The organism is Streptomyces sp. NPDC088785 (assembly GCF_044750685.1).
Lineage (GTDB): Bacteria > Actinomycetota > Actinomycetes > Streptomycetales > Streptomycetaceae > Streptomyces.
Genome location: NZ_JBIVKH010000009.1, coordinates 29,906 through 43,702 on the forward strand (window position 1 = coordinate 29,906; position 13,797 = coordinate 43,702).

A 13,797-nucleotide genomic window follows, 5' to 3' on the forward strand; every position below is an offset into this window, starting at 1 on the left:
CACGGCGGGCACGGGGGCCGCGCCCGTAGCGCGCGTGCCGCTCCTACGCCTCCCGGCGGCGCCGCTCCTGCGCCGCGAGCGCGGCGGCGTCGCGGGGGTCGCCGCGATCGGCCAGCCCCCGGGCGATCCGGTCCTGGACCTCCTCCGGCTTGTGGCCCGCGTACTTGAACTTGGCGCGGACCTCCGTGACGTCCAGCCGGAGCCCGCGGATCCCGGCGAGCAGCCGCCCGTACGGCGCCGCACCGACGGCCGCGGCGGCGGACATGCCGGGCGGCTGGAAGTGGCCCAGCTGACGGTTGAGCAGCGCGGCCTTCTCCTCGGGGTCGTCCACGACGTGCGCGGTGCAGCGCAGTTGCACGGCGGTGTAGACACTGGTCGGCGTGCCGTGTTCGGGCGGGTCGCCGGGCAGCGCCTGCCACGGGCCCCGGACGAAGGCGTAGTCGTCGACGACGCTCAGCAGCACCTCGGGGTCGGCCGCCAGGGCGGGCCACACCGGGTTCGGGCGGGCCAGGTGGGCGACGACCTCGCCGTACGGGCCGCGCCCCGCCTCGTACGCGAAGTGCATCGGCTGGACGGACGGGGGCTCGCCCGGCAGGCCGTTCACCGCGAGCTGCCCGAAGTCGTGGGCGGCGAGCCACGCGTGCCACTCGGTGTCGGCGCGTGCCGCGTCCCAGGGGTGGATCAGCATCACAGGTCCCGCAGATAGTCCGGGACGTCGATGCCGGCGGCGAGGTCGGTCGACGGGACCACGGGGTCGTAGCCCTTCCGGAGCGGGACCACGCCCGACCAGTGCGGCAGGTCCAGGTCCTCGGGCTCGTCGTTCGGTCCGCCGGTGCGCAGCTTCGCCGAGACCTCGGCCAGATCGAGGCTGAGCACGGAGGTCGCGGCGAGCTCCTTGGCGTTGGCGGGGCGCGAGTCGGCGGCCCGGCCCGGTACGACGTGGTCCACGAGGGCGTCGAGCGCCCGCCGCTTCTCGTCCGCGTCCGTGACCGGGTGCGCCGTGCCGTGGATGACCACCGAGCGGTAGTTGATGGAGTGGTGGAACGCCGAGCGGGCCAGGACCAGGCCGTCGACGTGCGTCACCGTCAGGCAGACCGCGAGCCCCGGGTCCTGCTGCCCCGCCATGCGCAGCGGGCGCGAACCGGTGGAGCCGTGGACGTAGAGCCGGTCGCCGACCCGGCCGAAGAGGGTCGGCAGCACCACCGGGGCGCCGTCGCGCACGAAGCCGAGGTGGCAGACGTAGGCCTCGTCGAGTATCGCGTGCACGAGGGCGCGGTCGTAGGAGGCGCGTTCCTTGGACCGGGTGGGAACCGTGCGGTCCGTGGGGGTGTAGGCGTCGGGCTGGGGCTGCGACTGCTGCTCGGCGGCCGTACTCATGTTGCGAACTCCATTGCACTAGTGCAAACTACGGATTGTGCTAGGAGAGTATCCGATCAGAGGGCGGCGCGCAGCGGACATTTCCGCGAGCGTCGAGCAGGCGGTCGCCGACGGCGGCCTCGAACCGGGGCAACTGCTGCCGCCGATGCGGGAGTTGGCCGAGCGGCTGGGGGTGAACCCCAATACGGTCGCCGCCGCGTACCGCACGCTGCGCGAGCGCGGGATCATCGAGACGGCCGGGCGGCGCGGCAGCCGGGTGCGCCCGAAGCCCGCCATCACCGCTCGCGAGCACATCCGGGTGGAGGTGCCGGAGGGGGTGCGGGACGTCTCCGACGGCAATCCGGACGTCGCGCTGCTGCCGAAGCTGGCGGAGGCGTTCGCCGCCGCCGCCGCGGCCGGTGACGCGGACCCCGTGCTGTACGGCAGCGAGGCGCTGGAGCCCGGTCTCGAACTGCCGGCCCGCGCCGCGCTCGACACGGACGGGGTGCCCGCCGGTCCCGTCGCGGTGCTGTCCGGCTCGCTCGACGCGATCGAGCGGGTCCTCGCCGTGCATCTGCGGCCCGGGGACGCGGTCGCCGTCGAGGATCCGGGCTGGGGCAGCGTGCTCGACCTGGTGCCCGCGCTGGGGCTGCGGATCGTGCCGGTCGGTGTCGACGACGACGGGCCGCTGCCGGACGACGTGGAGCGGGCGCTGCGGGAGGGGGCCCGGGCCCTCGTCGTGACCTGCCGGGCGCAGAACCCGACGGGGGCGGCCGTCGGCGCGGCGCGGGCGGCGCGGCTGCGCGCGGTCCTCGCCCGCCACCAGGACGTGCTGCTCGTCGAGGACGACCACGGGCACGGCATCGTCGACCTGCCGCTGCACCCGCTCGCCGGGGCGACCCGGCGCTGGGCGTTCGTGCGCTCGGTGGCCAAGGCGTACGGGCCCGACCTGCGGCTCGCCGTCCTCACCGGCGACCCCGGCACCGTCGACCGGGTGTGCGGGCGGCAGCGGCTCGGGCCCGGCTGGGTCAGCAGGATCACCCAGCGCGCCGTGGCCGGGCTGTGGGCGAGCGGCGCCGTCGACGCGCGGGCCGTCGCCGCGTCGTACGGCGAGCGGCGCGACGCCCTGATCGCGGCGCTCGGGGAGCGCGGGGTCGCCGCGTCCGGGCGCAGCGGGATGAACGTGTGGGTGCCCGTGCCGGACGAGACCGGGGCGGTGGCGCGGCTGCTGCACGCCGGCTGGGCGGTGGCGCCGGGCGCCCGCTTCCGGATCGGGGCCGGGCCCGGCGTGCGGATCACCGTGTCCCGGGTGGCGGCGGGCGAGATCGCCGGTCTGGCGGACGTGGTGGCCGCCGCCGTCCGGCCGGGGAGCGGGCGCCGCTATGCGTGAGCGGGGCGCCCGCGGCGGGGGCGCGCGGTCGGGCGTCGCCCCGTGCTGAACCTGGAGCGGCTGCGGGTGCTCGACGCGCTCGCCCGTCACGGATCGGTCAGCGCGGCCGCCGGGGCGCTGCACGTCACGACCTCCGCCGTCTCGCAGCAGATGGCCAAGCTGGAGCGCGAGGCGGGGCAGCAGCTGCTCGCCCGGCACGGGCGCGGGGTGCGGCTCACGGACGCGGGGCGGCTGCTCGCCGACCACGCGGCGCGCATCCTGTCCCAGGTCGAGCTGGCCCGGTCCGCCCTGGAGGCCCAGCGCGGGCAGGTCGTCGGCGAGCTGCGGATCTCGGCGTTCCCGACCGCCGCCCGCGGGCTGTTCCCCCGGGCGCTGGCCGCACTGCGCGCCGCCCACCCCCAACTGCGTGTACGGTCACGCGAGTTGGAACCCGAGAGCGGGGTCGCCGGGGTGCTGCGCGGCGACCTCGACCTGGCCGTCGCGCTCGACTGGTACAACAAGCCGATGCCGCTGCCCGACGGGCTGGTCACCGCGAACATCATGGACGACCCCGCCGATGTCGCCCTGCCCGCGGGCCATCCGCTCGCCGGGCGGGCCGCGGTGGGCCTGGAGGACTTCGCGGACGACGAGTGGATCACCTGGGGCGAGGGCGAGTTCTGCCACGAGTGGCTGATGTTCACGCTGCGCGCCAAGGGCATCGAACCGCAGATCGTCCACCGCGCCGCCGAGACCCACACCCAGCTGGGCCTCGTGGCGGCCGGCCTCGGGGTGTGCGTGGCGCCGCTGCTCGGGCGCGAACCGGTCCCCGAGGGCGTGGTGACCGTGCCGGTGCGCCAGCGGGTGCGGCGGCATGTCTACGTCGTGTGGCGGGCGGACGCCGACCGGCGGCCCTCCATCAGGGCCGCCGTCGACGCGCTGCGGAAGGCCGGGGCGGAGGTCGGTGCGGCGGGCGGTGCGGCGGGCGGTGCGGCGGGCGGAGGTGGCGGCGAGGGCGGCGCCGGGGGTGGTGGCGCGGGGTGACGGGTGCCGGTTGCCGGGCCCCGGCTGGGCAACGGGCGCCGTCTACAGGTCCGCCAGCTTGCGGAAGTCCCATGAGGTGATCTTGTCCGGGGTCAGCCGGGCCCACGCGTGCCGGCCGTCGTAGACCATGGTCGGCAGGCCGAAGTTCTTCTGCGCGAACCGCCGCTCGGGCGCGTCGAGTTCGGGGCACGGCTCGCCCGTGCGCGGGGACTCGCCGACGAACTCGACGCGGCCGGACAGCTCGACCCCGCGCAGCTCGCCGTAGTCCTCGCCCGCGTCGACCACCACGGCCACCCGCCCGTCGGCCCGCAGATCGGCCCAGCGGCGGCTGCGGTCGAGCGAGTACAGCCACAGCGCGCTCCCGTCCCACAGGAACCACAGCGGACTGACGTGCGGGGTGCCGTCGGCCGACACCGTGGCCACCCGGCAGGTGCGCTGCTCCGCGAGGAAGGCGTCCCGCTCCTCGGGGCTCATCATGATTCTGCGGCCCCTGCGCTGGGCGACGGTCATGGGTACTCCTCGACGAGATCACTGACGACGTGTCAGGAAGGCAGCATGGGGGCTCTTCCCTCCCGGCGCAATGGTGGCTACTCTCCACCAGCCCCCACGGCACCGGCACGGCGCACCGACACCGACGACGGGCAGGGAGAATCATGCCGACACACGAGAAGCTGGTCGAACTGCTCGCCCCGGCCACCACCGTGCTGCTCACCGTGGAGTGCCAGCAGGGAGTCGTCGGCACCGACAGCGCCCTGCCCGAACTGGCCGACGAGGCACGCAGGTCGGGCGCCCTCATCCGCGTCGCACGGCTCGTGGCCGCCGCCCACGAGAGCGGGGTGCAGGTCCTGCACGCGGTCGCGGAGCGCCGCCCCGACGGCCGCGGCGCGAACCGCAACGGCCGCCTCTTCCGCGCGGCGGAACGCCTCCCCGTGCAGCAGCTCACCGGCAGCAGGGCCGTGCGGATCGCCCCGCCCGTCGAGGTCGCCGACGAGGACCTCGTCGTACGGCGGCTGCACGGGCTCTCCCCGATCGCGGGCACCGACGTGGACCCGCTGCTGCGCAACCTCGGCTGCCGCACCCTCGTCGTCACCGGGGTCTCCGCGAACGTGGCGATACCGAACGCGGTCTTCGACGCCGTGAACCTCGGGTACGACGTCGTCGTGCCCGGCGACGCGATCGCCGGGGTGCCCGCCGACTACACCCCGGCGATGATCCGGCACACGCTCGCCCTGGTCGCCACCGTGACGACGACGCAGGACGTGCTCGGCGCCTGGAAACGCCGCTGACCCGACCCGTGCGGGGGCGGGCCCGGCCGTCAGGCGAGGGTGATCGAGTCGCCGCTCACCTTGATCTGCTTCGCGGGCAGCGGCTGGGTGGCCGGCGGGTTCTTGACGCTGCCGTCCTCGATGGAGAACTTGCTGCCGTGGCACGGGCAGTCGATGGTGCCGCCCTCCACCTTCGTCACCTTGCAGCCCTGGTGCGTACAGGTGGCGGTGAACGCCTTGAACTCGCCCTTCCTGGGCTGGGTCACCACGACCCCCTGGTCGGCGAAGATCTTGCCGCCGCCCTCCGGGATGTCCGAGGTCCTGGCCAGTGCTCCGCCGTCGGCCGCCGTGGCCCGGCCCGCGGGCTCGGACCCGCCGTCGTCGCCGGAGCCGCACGCGGTGAGCGCCGCGGCGATCCCGGCCGCGCCGACGGCCGCGACGACACTGCGGCGGCACGGGCCGGGAGCGGCGGGGCCGGTGGGAAGGTTGGGGCCGGTCGGGGCGGACTCCTGCGAAACGGTCATGCCGTCGGTTCCTTTCGATGGGGCGGGCCGGATCCGTGGGGGGTTCCCTCTCCGGTACGTGTGGTCGCCCCGGAGTGTTCAACGCCACGCCGATCCCATCATTCGGCGCCCCGCGCCGCGACGGCGCCACGACCCGTGATGTCATCCCATCGGGCGAGACATCGGGCCGGTGCTCCCGGTGCCGCTCGTCACACCCGGAGCAGCAGGCGGACGCGCAGTCCCTCGGCCGAGGTGGAGGACACGTCGAGCTTGTCCGCGACGGACGCGGCGATCGTCCAGGCCCAGCCGTCCGTGAGCGCCGCCTCGACCTGGCCCTGCGGCTGCGGCTCGTAGGCGATGTTCAGGTCGACCCAGTCGTCCTCCGCGCGCGCCGTGACGCTGGACACGTCGATGCCGTGCTGCTGGGCCGCGGAGATCAGCTCCGAGACGGTGAGCAGGGCGTCGGAGCGCGCCGACGGGGAACAGTCCGGCAGGGTGTCGAGCAGACGCCCCAGGGCCTCTTTCGCTTCCCCGGCGTCGGCCGGTCGCCCGGTGAGTCGATGATCGGCGGGCAGCGTAGTCATGCCTTCTCCTCGGTTTCCGGTCCCGCGGTCCGGCGGCGGGGCCTCAGGCCACACGTGACCTGTGGCGCGTCATCCAAACGCCGCGGCGCCGGGAGCCAGGCCCGCGGCCTCGGCCAGGCGCCACCCGTCGGCGCAGGCCACCGCGGCGCGGGCGGCGCGGAGCGGGTCGTGCCAGGAGTGCGCGGGCGGCGCGGGATCGCCCGCCTTGAACCGGGCCTCGGCCTCCACCCACAGGGTCAGCGCGTCGGGCTCCGGCGACCGGTGCCCCCGGGGCGCCGCGCCGTCCGCCGCGGGGAAGCGGCGCCGCACCAGCGCGCGCCCGGGCGGTACGCGCCCGTACGGCTCGACGTCGACGCCCACCCGGCCGGGCCCGGCGGCCGCCGCGACCAGCCCGTCCGCGTGACTCAGGCTGATCCCCAGCCCGGGGCGGCGGGGCAGGAACGGCCGGCCGTGCCCGGCGCGGTCGCAGTCGGGGCAGTGCTGGTCGAGCTCCACCTGGTGCGCCGGGCGGCCGGTGACCCGGGCGGCGCACCAGCGCAGCAGCAGCCGGGCCGCCAGGACGTCGTCGCGCCGGGCCGGGACCCGTACCCGCGCGAGCCGGTGGCGCTCCCAGCCGGCGAGCGCGCGCTCGTCCGCGCCGGGGGCGCCCAGCACCTCGGCGGTGCGGGCGACCACGACGAGCGTCGGGCCGCCGGACGGCCGGGGCGCGGACGGTTCCGGCGCCCGCGCACTCACGCGGGGGCGGTGCCGGACGTGCTCAGGAACCGTTCCCGGATGCGGTCGAGCGTGCGGAAGTCGTCGATGGTCGACGTCTGGAGGTCGATCGTCTCGCCGCTGATCGACTCCAGGAGGTCGATGAACTCAAGGAAGTCCATCGAATCGATGAGCCGGGCCTCGATCAGGTCCTCGTCGGGGGCGAGGGTCCCTTCGAGCCCGGGGTTCTTCTCGTGGATCCACTCGATGACGGATTCCATGGCGCTGCGCGGTCCTTACTGTGCGGAGGGGAGGGCGGATCCGGCCGGCCGGCCGGCCCGGTGGAGGACGTCGAGGGCGGCGTCGGGGGAGCCGTGGGTGAGGATCATCGCGTGCACCCAGCGCTCGACGCCGAAGGCGACGCAGGCGCTGAACGCGCTGCCGTGCGCGCCGGCGCCGATGTCCAGCCGTTCCCCGAAGAAGTTCCGGTGCCGGTTCACGGAGGCGATGGCCGTGCCGTCGGAGGTGCTGTACTCGTGCTTGACGGGATCCAGCGCCATGAGCCTGGCCCGCGAACCCTGCCGGTCGTAGAACGGGTCGTCCGCCGCCGCCCGGGTCAGTTCCAGCCCGAGCCGCTCCGCCAGCCCCGTCACGAACCGGGCGCCCCGGTCGAGGTGTTCGGCGCAGCCGTCCTTGGTGCCCAGGTACAGCACTTCGCGCATGTGGAAGCCGTGCAGCCGGCGCAGACCGTCGTAGTGGGTCTCGTTGCGGAAGCAGCGGCCCGTGGCGGACAGCCGCAGCCCGTCGTCGCCGACGTCCTGGCCCGCCAGGGACAGCAGCAGGCCGTAGCAGGTGGCCGAGGGCAGCAGGTGGCCGGTGGCGTGCAGCGCGGCGTCCACCGGCGGGCCGCCGTCGGCCAGCGCGTCGAGCGCGTCCGGGGCGAACCGGCCCGCGGGGACGCCCAGATGCGGGAAGTTGCGGAAGTAGTCCAGGCGCGCGAGACCCTCGGCGGGCAGCAGCGGCGGTCCCACGACCTCGGGGGCGGCCAACTCCTCGGCCAGGCCCCGCAGCAGGGTGTCGAGGCCGTGCAGCAGAGCCGTGTGCACGGGGTCGAGGGCGAGCAGTCCGGCGCCAGGGCTGCGCAGCGCGGGCAGCGGCCGGGTGGTGGTGTTCATGCGAACCGCTTCCTGGGGCATGGGCGGGTGCGGGGGAGCCGGGGCACGGATCGGCGGCACGACGGCGGGGTGCCGTCATGAGCGGTGTCACGGCGTCGAGTTGTGGACCTTAGGCGGACTCGGCCGAGGTTGTCTAGACCAAAGGGTCACCGAGGGGTCCCGTGGCCGAATCGTGCCGTTCGGTGGCTCAAGACGCGGCAGGGCGAGGGGACTTGACAGGGCTCGCGGTCTAGACCAGTGTTCGAGCGCCCCTTCGTCGCGCCCCTCGCTCCCGGCCGGCGGAGGCGTTGAGCACGGCCCCGGCCGTGCCGTGCGCATGCCCAACCGACCCGACTGCCGGACGTCGCCGAAGGACCCGCATGACCACCACAGCGCCCACCCGTTCCCGCCGCCCCCGCCTGCACCGGGCCGCCACCGAGCGCCCCTACTTCAGCACCGACGGCGAGTCCTACCTCGCCCAGACGACCCTGCGGGAACTGGACAAGACCCGTCCGCTGCGCGTCCTGTCGGCCGAGCAGTTCGCCCACTGGCAGACCTACGGCTACGTCATCGTCCGCGAAGCGATCCCGGCCGCCTCCGCCCGCCGGCTGCTCGACTTCACCTGGGAGTTCCAGGGCCTCGACCCCGACCGCCCGCAGACGTGGTTCGAGGACCGGCCCTGGCGCTCCCAGCTCGACCGGCAGCTGCACATCTACGGCTTCGTGGAGGCCTACCACCACCAGCTGCTCTGGGACAGCCGTCAGAACAGCCGGGTCTACGACGCCTTCGTCGACGTGTGGGACAGCGAGGAACTCTGGGTCACCCTCGACCGGCTGAACCTCAACCCGCCCAACCGCGGCAACCGCGACCGCGCCCTGATCGACCCCACCGACCGCGGCTTCGACATCGAGCTGCACTGGGACATCGACACCACCCTCGGCGTCCCGCCCCAGCGGGTCCAGGGCATCATCGCCCTCAACGACACGAGCCCCGAGACCGGCGGCTTCCAGTGCTGCCCCGAACTCTTCCGCCGGTTCGACCGGTGGGCCCCGCTCCAGCCCGCCGACCGCGACCCGCTGCGCCCGGAGGCCGACCGCGACGAATTCCCCGTCGTCCGGCCCGACCTGCACCCCGGCGACCTGCTCATCTGGAACGGGCTCCTCGCCCACGGCGTGGCCCGCAACACCTCCGACAACGGCGTGCGCGCGGTGCAGTACCTCTCGATGATGCCCGCCCTGGAGGAACACGAGCGGCTGCGCACCTCCCGCGTCGAGTCCTGGCGCCACCTGCGCACCCCGCGCTGGAACCGCACCCTCGTGGGCGACCCCGTCCGGCACGAGTCCAAGCGCTACCCCACCGCCGAACTCGACGGCCTCGGGAGCCGGTTGCTCGGCCTCACCTCCTGGAGCGAGCCCGCCGCCACCGGATCCACGGAGGAGCGCGCGTGCGCCGCGTCTGCCTGACCCTCCCCACCGACCGGCCCTGCGTCCCCGCCATCGGCGACGTCGCCCGCGAGGCCGCCCACGGCGCCCGCGCCTTCGGCGTCGAGGTGCACGTCCTCGTCCTGGACTCGGCGCCCGCCGCCGCGCGCGCCGAGCACCGCGCCGCGATCGAGGAGCTGGCCCCCGCGCCGGGCGTCGTCGTCCACCACCTCGACGAGGAGGCCCAGCGGCACCTGCTGCGGGGCCTCGCCACCGCCGCCGCGCCCGAGGCCGCCGACCGGCTGCTGGACCTGCTGCTGCCCGACGCCGTCTCCTACGGCGCCTGCACCGACCGGGCGTTCCTCATCGCGGAGACGCTCGGCTGCGCGTCCGTGCACCGCCGCGACTCCGACAGCCGCTACCAGGAACACGCCGGCGGGACCGTCTTCCCGATCCACCAGGAACTGGCCTTCCTCGACACCCCGGCGGCCGAGGCCGCCACGCGGGTGTCCGTGCGCAGACTCCGCCCCGAGGCCCTCGAACGGCCCGTGGCCCTGGTGGGCGGCTCGTTCATCGGCGCCATGTCCGTCGACCTCGACGCGGTCCGCCTGCGCGACCCGTCGGCGTTCGAGCGGATCATCGCCCTCACCGTGCCCGACGACTATCCGCCGCTGTGGCGCACCACCCTGGTCGCCGAGTCCTTCCGCGGCGGGGGCACCACCCCCTTCACCGGGGACCGCACCACCCTCACCGGGGTCCCGCCCACCCGTGTCGACATGTGCAACATCGCGCTCTCCCGCGCGGTGTACGGGCGCGTGCCGCTGCCCCCCGCCACGGACACCGTCGGCAGCGACTACTTCCTGCTGCACGTGGTGCACGCCGCCGGACTGCCCGGTGTGCTGCACAACCGGCACATCGTCAACCACCACACCCCGGACCGGCGCACCGACCCGGCCTTCCTCGCCTACCAGGTCAGACTCGCCAAGTACTTCCTGGCCGTGCCCCGGCTCCACGAGATCCACACCGCCCTGGGGGCCGCCGGCGCGGACCTCCTCGACGCCGAAGGACGCATCCGGACCGCCGCCGTCGCCGGACCGGTCCGCCGCAGCGCCGCCGACGCCCGCGCCGCGGACGCCCACCGGCTGGACACCCTCGACTCCGTCCACCGCGGTCTCGGCGGACGCTGGGCCGAGGCCGCCGACCTGCTGGCGGCGCGCCGGGAGCGGCTGCTCGCCGAGGCCAGGACCGACATGGCGGACTTCGCGTTCCTGCTCGACGCGTGGCCCGCGCTGATCGGCGCGGCCCGCGCCGGGGAACCGGTGGGCGGACGATGACGAACAGCACCACCGGGCCCGGGACGCGGACCGGGACCACGCACCGCGTCCGCTACTCCGGCGGGGTCGCCCGGCGCGGCCCGCTCGCCGTCGGCCAGACCAACATGATCCGCTGCATCCTGCGCGACGACCCCGTACAGATCAACATCCACGACGTGTGGCCCGCACCCGACGGCACCTCCGTCGCACGCGCCCTCGACGCCCTGCGCGTCCTCGTCGAACGGCACGAGGCGCTGCGCACGACCTTCCCGCACCGCCCGGGCGAACTGCCCGACGAACAACGCGTCGCCGCCGCCGGCACCTTCGACGTCACCGAACGCGCGCACCACGCCGACCCCCCGGAAGCGGCCCGCTCCGCCGAGTCCGTCGCCCGGGACGCCCGCCACGGCCGCTTCCGGCTCGACCGGGACTTCCCGCTGCGCGTCACCCTCCTCACCCGCGACGGCGCCCTCACCCACGTCGCCCTGGCCGCCAGCCACGCCGCCACCGACGGCACCGCGCTCGCGATCCTGCACGACGAATGGCGCACCCTCGTGACGGGCGGCACCCTTCCCGCGCCCGACGCCGTCACCCCGCTCGACCTCGCCACCGAGGAGACCTCACCGGCGGGACGCCGCAAGAGCGAGGCGTCCCTGCGCTACTGGGAACGCGTCCTGCGCACCGCGCCCCAGGCGATGTTCGCCGAGCCGCGCCTGCGGCCCGGCGACCACGACACCGCACAGCTGTCCCTGCGGTCCGTGCGCGCCGCCCGCGCGCTGCGCGCCGTCACGGCCCGCACCAAGAGCCCCGCCCCGACCGTCCTGCTCGCGGCGTGGTGCACCCTCGCCGCCCACCGGGCCGGACAGGACACGTGCGTCGCCGCGGCGCCCACCTCGAACCGCAACCGGTCCGGCCTCGCCCGCAGCGTGACCACCCTCTCCCAGGACGCCCTGCTCAGCCTCGACATGAGCGGGCCGACCTTCGACACGGTGCTGCGCCGGGCCTGGGGCGCCGCGCTGGACGCCTACCGGCACAGCAGGTTCGACTCCGTGCAACTCTGGGACATGATCGGGACGGTGACCCGCGAACGCGGCAGCCGCTTCGCCCGCGACGTCGTCTTCAACGACGTGAGCAGCATCCCGGCGACCTCCGCCGGCCCGGCCCACGACGACAGGGCCGACGGGACGACGGACCCCGGCGACGAGGGCCCCGCGCTCGCCCTGACCTGGGGCCCGGAACAGCAACTGCCCACCCGCCTGCTCACCTTCGTCCACGCGATCGAGCCCGAACTGCGCCTGTCGCTGTGGGCCGACCCGGCCCTCTTCACCCGCGCCGAGGCCGAGGCCCACCTCACCGGACTCGTCCGGCTGCTGGAGGCCGCCGCGCTCGCAGACGTGCCCCTCGCCGACCTCACCGCCGTCACCGGAGTGCGCCCCGCGACCCGCGACGCGGACTGGTACCGGGCCGACGGCTGCTGGATCTCCCGCACCGCCGTCGAGCAGGCCGTACGCCTCGCGGCGGGCGGGCTCCCCGCCCATGTCGCCATCGGCGGCGGCCCGGCCGGCACCGCGCCCGACGGCGCCGGCCCGACCGCGTTCGTCGTGGCACCCCCGGACGGGCCCGCACCGACCCCGCGAGAGCTGCACACCGCGCTGATGGCCCAGGTCGCCGCGCGGTCCGAACTCCTCGCACCGCGGCACTACGTCGTCGTCCGCGCCGCCCCGACCGACCCCGCCGACAGCGCGGCCTGGCACCGACTGCCCGTCCTCACCGAAGGGAGCGGCCGGGAACCGGCCGATGCGACATGACCACCGACGACGCCCCCGACACCCCCGAGGCACCGCCCAGCCCCTGGCGATCGGCGCCCTTCCGGCTGTTCTTCACCGCGCGCAGCGCCTCGCTGCTGGCCGACGGCATGCTGATGGTGTCGCTGACCACCGCGGTGCTCGCCACGGGCTTCGGACCCTCGGGCGTCGGCTACGCGCTCGCCGCGTGGATGGCCCCCATCGTCCTGCTGGTCCTGATCGGCGGCGTGCTCGCCGACCGGTTCTCCCCGCAGACGACGATGGTCGCCGCCGACCTGCTGCGCATGGTCGCCATGCTGCTCATGGCCGCCCTCCTCGCCTTCGGCGACCCGGAACTGTGGCAGATCATGACGCTCATGGCGTTCAGCGGCGCCGCGACCGCGCTGTTCCAGCCGGGCCTGGCCGGCCTCGTCCCGCAGGTGGCGCAGGACATCCAGCGCGCCAACGCCCTGCTGCGCGTCTCCGAGGCGATGAGCGCACTGCTCGGCCCCGGCCTCGCCGGCCTGCTCGTCGCGTACTGGGACGTCGCCGGGTCCTACACGGTGATCGCCGCCGCCTACGCGCTCAGCGCCCTCGGCCTGCTCCCGCTGCGCCGCCTCGCCACCCGCCGCGACGAGGAGACCGCGCCCATCTGGCACCGGCTGGCCGTCGGCTGGCGGGAGTTCCGCTCCCGCGACTGGCTGTGGAGCGTCATCCTCATCTGGTCGGTGTTCGGCCTGTTCGTCTTCGGTCCCGCGCTGCCGCTGGGCGCCGCGCTCATCACCGAGCAGCACGGCGCGAACGGATTCGGCTGGATCGCCTCGGCGGACGGCGCAGGCACGATCGTCGGGGGCCTGCTCGGCATGCGGGTCCGCCCGCGACGGCCGGTCGTGGCCGGGGCGCTCGCCATGCTGCTGTTCGCCCTCAACCCGCTGGCCCCCGCGCTGGGCTGGTCCTTCGGCGCCACGGCGGCCGCCCATGTGCTGGGCGGCTGCGGATTCGCCTTCTGGGGGGTGATGTGGGCGACGAGCGTCCAGACGCACATTCCGCTCGCCGTCCTCAGCCGTGTCTCCGCCTACGACGTCGCGGGCTCCATCATGGTCATCCCGCTGGGCCGCGCCCTGTCGGGGCCGGCCGCCGAGGCGTTCGGCGCGGCACACGTCCTGGAGTTCTCGTCCGCGGTCGCCGTCGTGCTGCTCACGGCCATGGTGGCCGTCCCCGCGATCCGCCGCCTGGGCCGCGAACCCCGGAGCGCCACTCCTCCTCGTCCGGGCCGACTGGCGCCGGCCGACGGCTAGCACCGCCGGACGCCCG

The 13,797-nt window shown here is 75.2% G+C and carries 15 protein-coding genes; 7 read left to right on the forward strand and 8 right to left on the reverse strand.

Features of this window, described 5'->3' with window-relative positions:
* Positions 1–43: 43 nt before the first annotated feature.
* Together ACIP5K_RS23560 and ACIP5K_RS23565 are read right to left on the reverse strand one after the other, a co-directional pair.
* The gene (locus ACIP5K_RS23560) at positions 44–688 is read right to left on the reverse strand and encodes an FMN-binding negative transcriptional regulator (RefSeq protein WP_401412347.1); all 645 of its coding nucleotides are present in this window, start codon (positions 686–688) and stop codon (positions 44–46) included.
* Positions 688–1,377: a pyridoxamine 5'-phosphate oxidase family protein gene (locus ACIP5K_RS23565; protein WP_401412349.1), complete on the reverse strand. Its 690-nt coding sequence runs from the start codon at positions 1,375–1,377 to the stop codon at positions 688–690. Before ACIP5K_RS23565 ends, ACIP5K_RS23560 begins: the two co-directional genes overlap by 1 nt.
* A gap of 37 nt (positions 1,378–1,414) precedes the next feature.
* Here ACIP5K_RS23565 and ACIP5K_RS23570 point away from each other — a divergent pair, with 37 nt between their 5' ends.
* Together ACIP5K_RS23570 and ACIP5K_RS23575 are read left to right on the forward strand one after the other, a co-directional pair.
* A complete protein-coding gene (locus ACIP5K_RS23570) occupies positions 1,415–2,746 on the forward strand; it encodes an aminotransferase class I/II-fold pyridoxal phosphate-dependent enzyme (RefSeq protein ID WP_401412351.1) in 1,332 nt (443 codons plus the stop codon).
* A gap of 42 nt (positions 2,747–2,788) precedes the next feature.
* Positions 2,789–3,766, forward strand: coding sequence for a LysR family transcriptional regulator (locus tag ACIP5K_RS23575; protein ID WP_401412353.1), 978 nt, complete (start codon positions 2,789–2,791; stop codon positions 3,764–3,766).
* Positions 3,767–3,808: 42 nt separating this feature from the next.
* Here ACIP5K_RS23575 and ACIP5K_RS23580 read toward each other — a convergent pair whose 3' ends face one another.
* Positions 3,809–4,276 carry a pyridoxamine 5'-phosphate oxidase family protein gene (locus tag ACIP5K_RS23580; protein WP_401412355.1) on the reverse strand — a complete coding sequence of 156 codons (468 nt, stop codon included), beginning with the start codon at positions 4,274–4,276 and terminating at the stop codon, positions 3,809–3,811.
* Positions 4,277–4,419: 143 nt separating this feature from the next.
* Between ACIP5K_RS23580 and ACIP5K_RS23585 the strand changes: the two genes are divergently transcribed.
* Complete coding sequence (locus ACIP5K_RS23585) at positions 4,420–5,052, forward strand: cysteine hydrolase (protein ID WP_401412357.1); 633 nt, start codon at positions 4,420–4,422, stop codon at positions 5,050–5,052.
* Between the two features lie 29 nt (positions 5,053–5,081).
* On the opposite strand, the gene ACIP5K_RS23590 is transcribed toward ACIP5K_RS23585, so the two are convergent.
* The 5 genes from ACIP5K_RS23590 to ACIP5K_RS23610 form a co-directional block, all read right to left on the reverse strand.
* Complete coding sequence (locus ACIP5K_RS23590; RefSeq protein WP_401412359.1) at positions 5,082–5,555, reverse strand: Rieske (2Fe-2S) protein; 474 nt, start codon at positions 5,553–5,555, stop codon at positions 5,082–5,084.
* Between the two features lie 188 nt (positions 5,556–5,743).
* A complete protein-coding gene (locus tag ACIP5K_RS23595) occupies positions 5,744–6,118 on the reverse strand; it encodes a hypothetical protein (protein ID WP_401412361.1) in 375 nt (124 codons plus the stop codon).
* A 69-nt stretch (positions 6,119–6,187) separates the two neighbouring features.
* Positions 6,188–6,853 (reverse strand): 4'-phosphopantetheinyl transferase family protein, encoded by a 666-nt coding sequence (locus ACIP5K_RS23600; RefSeq protein WP_401412363.1) that lies wholly within the window; start codon positions 6,851–6,853, stop codon positions 6,188–6,190.
* Positions 6,850–7,092: an acyl carrier protein gene (locus tag ACIP5K_RS23605; protein ID WP_401412365.1), complete on the reverse strand. Its 243-nt coding sequence runs from the start codon at positions 7,090–7,092 to the stop codon at positions 6,850–6,852. Before ACIP5K_RS23605 ends, ACIP5K_RS23600 begins: the two co-directional genes overlap by 4 nt.
* A gap of 15 nt (positions 7,093–7,107) precedes the next feature.
* Positions 7,108–7,986: a hypothetical protein gene (locus ACIP5K_RS23610; protein ID WP_401412367.1), complete on the reverse strand. Its 879-nt coding sequence runs from the start codon at positions 7,984–7,986 to the stop codon at positions 7,108–7,110.
* Positions 7,987–8,345: 359 nt separating this feature from the next.
* On the opposite strand from ACIP5K_RS23610, the gene ACIP5K_RS23615 reads away from it, so the two are divergent.
* The 4 genes from ACIP5K_RS23615 to ACIP5K_RS23630 are packed head-to-tail and all read left to right on the forward strand — an operon-like array spanning position 8,346 to position 13,781.
* Complete coding sequence (locus tag ACIP5K_RS23615; protein ID WP_401412369.1) at positions 8,346–9,428, forward strand: phytanoyl-CoA dioxygenase family protein; 1,083 nt, start codon at positions 8,346–8,348, stop codon at positions 9,426–9,428.
* Positions 9,410–10,720 (forward strand): DUF6271 family protein, encoded by a 1,311-nt coding sequence (locus tag ACIP5K_RS23620; protein ID WP_401412371.1) that lies wholly within the window; start codon positions 9,410–9,412, stop codon positions 10,718–10,720. The genes ACIP5K_RS23615 and ACIP5K_RS23620 overlap by 19 nt, the downstream gene beginning before the upstream one ends.
* Positions 10,717–12,507: a condensation domain-containing protein gene (locus ACIP5K_RS23625; RefSeq protein ID WP_401412374.1), complete on the forward strand. Its 1,791-nt coding sequence runs from the start codon at positions 10,717–10,719 to the stop codon at positions 12,505–12,507. Before ACIP5K_RS23620 ends, ACIP5K_RS23625 begins: the two co-directional genes overlap by 4 nt.
* Positions 12,504–13,781 carry an MFS transporter gene (locus ACIP5K_RS23630; RefSeq protein ID WP_401412376.1) on the forward strand — a complete coding sequence of 426 codons (1,278 nt, stop codon included), beginning with the start codon at positions 12,504–12,506 and terminating at the stop codon, positions 13,779–13,781. The genes ACIP5K_RS23625 and ACIP5K_RS23630 overlap by 4 nt, the downstream gene beginning before the upstream one ends.
* Positions 13,782–13,797: the final 16 nt, after the last annotated feature.